Consider the following 5,320-nt stretch of genomic DNA (forward strand, 5'->3'; position numbering starts at 1 on the left):
CTTAGAAGCTTTCTTCGTCGCAGACGCTTCCATACGTCTCAACCTCCTGTTGTTTGCATGCCGAGAAACCGTTTTATTGTAAACGATTCCATTTTGGGCAATCAGGAATCTAATATCTAATATATTAGATTCTGTCGATATTTCAAATTATAACACATATCACAAATCTGTCAAACTTTTTTTGTTCCATTTTTAACTTCAATTTTGAGAAAAAAGAACCGGTTTTATATGAGGCAAATCGGAACATGCTCCAAGCACGCCCCCTGCGAACCGGAGGATGAATCATGATCATACTGGATAAGGAAACGTGATCGTACGATCCCTGCTTGAAATTCGTCCTCCTTGCTCCATCACGAATAATCCTCAATGGTATGATGCTTAATCTCGTCGATATGCACATCCATTAGATGTATGGCTTCTTCGATGTTTGAATTGAACAAAGCCTGCAAAATCTTCTTGTGCATTTCGTTCGCCTGCCGAGGTCTGTCCGAATTTTTGGTAATAATGACCCCATACCATTTAATCTTTAATTCCAATGTGCTCATAATCGAGACCAGCAATTGGTTATTGGAATGTTGAATAATCGTGCGATGAAGATTCCTGTCGGCTTCAAAAAAGGGTTTCATATCCCCTTTCCGGATGGATTCCTCAGCTCTGTCCGCTTCATCGATCAGTAATTGAATTTGAGCTTTTGACATGGTGCGTGCCGCAATGGTAAGGGCTTTGAGTTCCAAAGCTTTTCTTACATCATACAAATCTTCAATATCCTTTACATTAGGCAGATTGACATAAGATCCCGAACGCGGTTTGACATCAATAAGCCCGTCCTGCTTTAGTCTATTGATGGCATCCCGCAGCGGTGTTCGACTTACCCCAAGCTCCTTGATAATATCTTCATAAATGATTTTGGAACCCGGCTTCAATTCATTATTTAGTATCTTATCCCTTAAGTAAACATATACACGCTCATGCAGGTTGCTGTTATCAAATATGATCAAGTTATCACCCTCTAGTCAAGGTGCATGTTCCGTTTATCGAAACATACACCCGTTGTCTTTATGATTTCTAAGTGCCATTTTACATCTAGCAACGTAAATTGTAAATTCTGCTCCTGTGCAAAATGTTCATTGACCTGATCAAGTAATTACCCCGCCATATTCCGCAACACGAAGTACACCGTATCCTGCCAAATGATGCATCGTTTGAGAATCTACAGGAATGACCTCTCCCTCGTATTTCTCCACGCTGAAAAGCAGCGCGAGAGTATCCCTTACGATCTCTTTTCCAGCTATATAAACTGGTATTTTCTGCGAAGCAAAGATCGCCTGATGATTAAGAATGGCCCGAAGATCTTCGGCAAAAACTACCCCCATCAGCATATTGGCTTTCTCGTTCACACTAAGTTCTGAGAATTGGTCCAATACACGTATGGAAAATGCTGCCCGACCAAGGCCCGCTTGTTTAGCCCGCTGATATCCTTCAATCACCCGATCCGGAAGCAGAGCAGCTGCATAAGATTTATTAACCGCATTGGCTATGATCGTATGATTCGATATAGCCATAAGCAGTTCACCCGTAAGCGTCGTAAGACTTTCCGTTATCCGTTTTTGAGCATCCAGGAAAACAAATTTCGTATGCGATCCAGGTAAAATAAAAAGCGCCGGTCCGGTTACATTTAGTTTTTCCACCAATGCAAAGGTTTCAACCTCCTCTCCCCGCATAATATCAGTAACACGATCCTCTGTTGTGTCAGATGAATTCGAAATGCTTTTAACTCCGGGGACAAACCAGATATCCTTATCCACGATTTCAGGAAATCGTTTGCAAACCATATGTTTTGAAAGCAGATCCATCCCTGCAGGTGCGGGAATATGCGGCACTTCCACCAGCCCCACATTGGATGTGATCATCCCCGACGCGGCAATGATATCTACATCGCTTACATCCAGATTGTTGGCTTGTAACAGCTTGTTAATCAATTCACCGATCGTTGTTTTCAATGCTTCGTTACTGCCGTTAAGTACGGTATTTCTCACTCCCGTTTCAGCCGTTGCCGAGTCCACGGCATCATACGCCTTCCATAAAACTACACGGGTATTGGTTGTTCCCGTATCAATCGTTATTCTAAACATCAGCAACCAACCTTTACGTTAAATTCTCCCGAATTTTCGAAGTAACTCTTCCACAGTCGCTCCTTTCAGTATCTCTTCTCTGGTCGCTATTTCCTTGTCAGCCTGCTCACGCGCCAAAGCATATACCTCTTCCAACCGGTCATAAGGGACGACAGCAACGCCGATCTCGTCGGCTACAATCAAATCGCCAGGGTGAACAATGACACCGCCGCAGCTTATGGGAACATTAATTTCGATCGGCTCTTTTCTACCGGAATACGCCGTGTGTGCGGCTCTTGGACCGGAAACCTTCGCGGTAATGGGAAAATCGAGCATTCTGGATTCATCCGTATCTCGGCAGCTGCCGTCAATGACCGCACCTGCCACACCCGCGTTTCGTGCCAGGCCGGACATCAATCCTCCCCATATGGAGGTTTCAGTTTCCCCAAAAGCATCAATGACGATCACATCGCCCGGTTTTACAACCTCAAATACTTCCAGGCAATCGACAATATCGCCGGCGGTTAATTTGACCGTAATGGCAGGTCCAATGATTTTCTTATTTGCCGCTTTCGGTTTCATATCATGCCTCATGACCTGATTGCGCTGCATCGCATCTCCGACCACACAGGATAACGATAACACATTGGCCATATCACGAAAAGGTTTAATTTTTGCTTCATCAATTTGCGGCCTTGGATTAATTATTTTCTTCATTAGTAGTTCCCCATCCTTCATTTTACAATTGTTGTACAAGAACCCGATCTAAAAGCGTGTATATGGCTTGAAAAACAAAAGTACCCATCGCAACGAGCCGATAGATACTTTTGCTTTTAACTTGCATGCTGCTGATCACGGCTTTTCCGACAATTCAAGCATTCGAGGCTCGGGTCGATTTAGTACAGCAAGTTGATTTCCGGAATATTGTGTTTTTGACAGTATTCTTTGTAAAGCTTCAATTTCGTAAACACATCGTCTTGATAATATACTTGATCTTCATCATCCAAATATTGAATCGTTCCTTCCAATATGAAGAGCGTGATCATTTCTTCCTCTCCATCAACGACAAGCGTGTGAATGTCGCCCGGCGGCTCATAAACGAATGTACCTGGCTTAGCGACCCACGTTCTTTCCAAATACCTCCATTGGCCCTGGATGGTATAGGCCATGACCTGCCCGCCGGTATGACGATGACGGTTTACTATTCCGCCTGGCAATACTCTCAATAAGTTAATCCAACGTCCGGTAGACAAATCAAAACGAACCGGTTTAAACCATACACGATCGGTTTGGGGAACCCAAGGGATCTCGTTAATATCAATGGCCTGATCCGGTAATCCAACCATTTTTGTAAAGTCATTTAAAGTTTGTGTTTGTGTCATTTTTTCTTTCCTCCATTTGTTTATTATTTATAAAAATATTAGGCAGGCGGGAATAAAGATGGATCTCCGGCGAGGAGTCCGCCGTCTACAGGAAGAACGGCACCCGTAATAAAGCTTGCGTCCTTGGAGCTCAAAAAATCGATTGCAGCAGCAACCTCTTGCGGTAACCCAAAACGTCTTTGCGGGGTTCTCGAAAGAATTCTGTCCTTAAATACGGGATCCCTCGTTGCGCCGGATGACAATGGTGTCTCGATATAACCAGGACTTACAGCGTTGACGCGAATATTATATTCAGCCCAATCCACCGCCAAGCATTTCGTAATTTGAACGATTCCTCCTTTCGAGGCAGCGTACGACAGCAAATTCTTGCTTCCGTAATGTGCAAGCATCGAGGCAAAATTAACAATGGCACCGCCTCCGCCTTGAGCCATATAAGGTTGAACCGCTTGGCACATGTAAACGGTTCCATTTAAGTTAACATTGAGGACACCTTTAAGCTCCTGGTCTGTTACCTTTACATTGGGTGAGCGTCTGATGATTCCCGCCGCATTGATCAGAATATGAATACTGCCCAATGCTTTAACGACTTTCTCTGCGACTACTCTGGCACCCTCTTGATCAGATACGTCGGCCGGGAAGAAATGAACATCATAGCCTTCAGCTCTTAATCTGTTTTTCTGCGCTTCTCCGCTTTCCACTGCAATATCGACGATCGCCACGGTCAAGCCTTTTTCGGCAAATCGCTGAACAACGGATAATCCAAGTCCTGACGAACCGCCAGTTACGATGGCCACTTGATTTGAGCCCATGTTTACACTCCCATCCTGTTGTATTTGATTATTCGTTTCCCTTAGTATTCCTTATCAGAGGCTTTGATTTGGCAGCACTACTCCAAGATCCCCGTCAAATTTCTACCAAAGAGGTTTACTGTCTTCAACTAATATCTAATATATTAGTTTGTTTCTATATTTCACATTATAACATACTTATGCCATCTGTCAATTTCTTTTTGATACCTTATACCGTATGAGCCACGTCAAGTCCTCATTCCCTTCTGGGCATAGTGCAGAAAGTCTGTGGATACGGATATAGCAAGGAGATTGTCAAGGGGCAGCAGCGGCGTTCTTGAGAACAATATAAAAAGACCCTTGGAAGTTTTGTTCCAAGGGTCTTTATGTTTCGGATGCGCGTAGAGGGACTTGAACCCCCACGGTCTCCCGCCAGATCCTAAGTCTGGTGCGTCTGCCAATTCCGCCATACGCGCGTTTTACAACGTGAGCCATGTAGGACTCGAACCTACGACACCCTGATTAAAAGTCAGGTGCTCTACCAACTGAGCTAATGGCTCATAAATGGCTGGGGATCTAGGATTCGAACCTAGGCATGACGGAGTCAAAGTCCGTTGCCTTACCGCTTGGCTAATCCCCAATATGTAGATCATTCATCTCTGGTGCCGCCGAGAGGACTTGAACCCCCAACCTACTGATTACAAGTCAGTTGCTCTACCAATTGAGCTACAGCGGCATATGATGGTGGAGGCTGACGGGATCGAACCGCCGACCCTCTGCTTGTAAGGCAGATGCTCTCCCAGCTGAGCTAAGCCTCCACGGGATGACCCGTAGGGGATTCGAACCCCTGTTACCTCCGTGAAAGGGAGGTGTCTTAACCCCTTGACCAACGGGCCCTATGTATGGAGCTTCCAACCGGGATCGAACCGGTGACCTCATCCTTACCATGGATGCACTCTACCTACTGAGCTATGGAAGCAAGTTTGGCTCCCCGAACAGGACTCGAACCTGTGACAACTCGATTAACAGTCGAGTGCTC

General features: G+C 45.0%; 5 protein-coding genes and 7 tRNA genes. All 12 read right to left on the reverse strand.

Going from position 1 to position 5,320, the window contains the following annotated elements; genetic code table 11:
• Nucleotides 1–350 precede the first annotated feature (350 nt).
• The 12 genes from NR121_RS21015 to NR121_RS21070 all read right to left on the reverse strand — a co-directional run bounded on the left by NR121_RS21015 (nt 351) and on the right by NR121_RS21070 (nt 5,260).
• The gene (locus tag NR121_RS21015) at nt 351–998 is read right to left on the reverse strand and encodes a GntR family transcriptional regulator (RefSeq protein WP_137671307.1); all 648 of its coding nucleotides are present in this window, start codon (nt 996–998) and stop codon (nt 351–353) included.
• A 138-nt stretch (nt 999–1,136) separates the two neighbouring features.
• Nucleotides 1,137–2,132 carry a 2-dehydro-3-deoxygalactonokinase gene (locus NR121_RS21020; protein ID WP_256831887.1) on the reverse strand — a complete coding sequence of 332 codons (996 nt, stop codon included), beginning with the start codon at nt 2,130–2,132 and terminating at the stop codon, nt 1,137–1,139.
• 18 nt (nt 2,133–2,150) lie between these two features.
• A complete protein-coding gene (locus NR121_RS21025) occupies nt 2,151–2,828 on the reverse strand; it encodes an RraA family protein (RefSeq protein WP_256831888.1) in 678 nt (225 codons plus the stop codon).
• A 179-nt stretch (nt 2,829–3,007) separates the two neighbouring features.
• Complete coding sequence (locus NR121_RS21030; protein ID WP_054820296.1) at nt 3,008–3,493, reverse strand: 2,4'-dihydroxyacetophenone dioxygenase family protein; 486 nt, start codon at nt 3,491–3,493, stop codon at nt 3,008–3,010.
• Nucleotides 3,494–3,531: 38 nt separating this feature from the next.
• Entirely contained in the window at nt 3,532–4,302 is a 771-nt protein-coding gene (locus NR121_RS21035; RefSeq protein ID WP_062410393.1) for an SDR family NAD(P)-dependent oxidoreductase, read from the reverse strand.
• 375 nt (nt 4,303–4,677) lie between these two features.
• A tRNA-Leu gene (locus tag NR121_RS21040) sits at nt 4,678–4,757 on the reverse strand.
• Nucleotides 4,758–4,768: 11 nt separating this feature from the next.
• A tRNA-Lys gene (locus NR121_RS21045) sits at nt 4,769–4,841 on the reverse strand.
• Between the two features lie 5 nt (nt 4,842–4,846).
• Nucleotides 4,847–4,921 (reverse strand) — tRNA-Gln (locus NR121_RS21050).
• Nucleotides 4,922–4,941: 20 nt separating this feature from the next.
• A tRNA-Thr gene (locus tag NR121_RS21055) sits at nt 4,942–5,017 on the reverse strand.
• A 6-nt stretch (nt 5,018–5,023) separates the two neighbouring features.
• Nucleotides 5,024–5,099, reverse strand: a tRNA-Val gene (locus NR121_RS21060).
• Between the two features lie 6 nt (nt 5,100–5,105).
• A tRNA-Glu gene (locus NR121_RS21065) sits at nt 5,106–5,177 on the reverse strand.
• A gap of 7 nt (nt 5,178–5,184) precedes the next feature.
• Nucleotides 5,185–5,260, reverse strand: a tRNA-Thr gene (locus tag NR121_RS21070).
• Nucleotides 5,261–5,320 lie beyond the last annotated feature (60 nt).

Source organism: Paenibacillus sp. Pae15, assembly GCF_024519685.1.
Classification (GTDB): domain Bacteria; phylum Bacillota; class Bacilli; order Paenibacillales; family NBRC-103111; genus Paenibacillus_G; species Paenibacillus_G naphthalenovorans.

Bases quoted from the DNA above. Each gene is read 5' to 3' on its own strand.
- NR121_RS21020 (WP_256831887.1), bottom strand. From the start codon at position 2,132: ATGTTTAGAATAACGATTGATACGGGAACAACCAATACCCGTGTAGTT.
- NR121_RS21025 (WP_256831888.1), bottom strand. From the start codon at position 2,828: ATGAAGAAAATAATTAATCCAAGGCCGCAAATTGATGAAGCAAAAATT.
- NR121_RS21030 (WP_054820296.1), bottom strand. From the start codon at position 3,493: ATGACACAAACACAAACTTTAAATGACTTTACAAAAATGGTTGGATTA.
- NR121_RS21035 (WP_062410393.1), bottom strand. From the start codon at position 4,302: ATGGGCTCAAATCAAGTGGCCATCGTAACTGGCGGTTCGTCAGGACTT.